Below are 491 nucleotides of genomic sequence, written 5' to 3'. Positions count from 1 at the left end.
ATCGCCATCCAGTTTGTAAAAGAGAATATTACTTTTACTGCCCAATCCACGCCGATGGATAATTTGATGCTGCAACTGATGGGTGCTTTTGCTCAATTCGAGCGGGAAATTATCTTAGAACGTCAGAAAGAAGGGATTAAGATCGCAGCAGCTCAGGGCAAATATAAAGGTCGTGTCCATAAATTGAATCCAGATCAAGCTAAAGCATTACTGCAAGCCTGGAAAGAAGGGAAGTATTCATCAAAAGTTGATCTGGCAAAAGCGTTTGGTATCAGTAGACAGGCTGTCTATCGGTATTTAAAACAAATTAATTAGTCACTAGATGGACTGAAAGGTGCCTACAAAATCAGTGGCTATTCAGATATTACAATTAGCTACCAAAAAAGTAGAGATGGTCTGCATCTACTCGTGGACTCTACTGGCTTGAAGTTTCTAGGTGAAGGTGAATGGAAATGCAAGAAACATGGATCTGAATATCGTCGCCAATGGCG

1 protein-coding gene and 1 pseudogene are annotated in these 491 nt (G+C 40.7%); both read left to right on the top strand.

All coding sequences use genetic code 11. From position 1 onward, the window contains the following. Positions 1-315, top strand: a 315-nt coding sequence (locus ACNPNW_RS06090) for a recombinase family protein (protein ID WP_448766722.1), incomplete at its 5' end; no start/stop codon positions are given. Between the two features lie 45 nt (positions 316-360). Further along, positions 361-491: pseudogene (locus ACNPNW_RS06085) on the top strand (IS5/IS1182 family transposase); the annotation flags it as partial.

This window comes from Acinetobacter endophylla (genome assembly GCF_053543775.1).
Note: the sequence above shows the minus strand (reverse complement) of the source record. Positions and strands in the feature narration are given on the sequence as shown.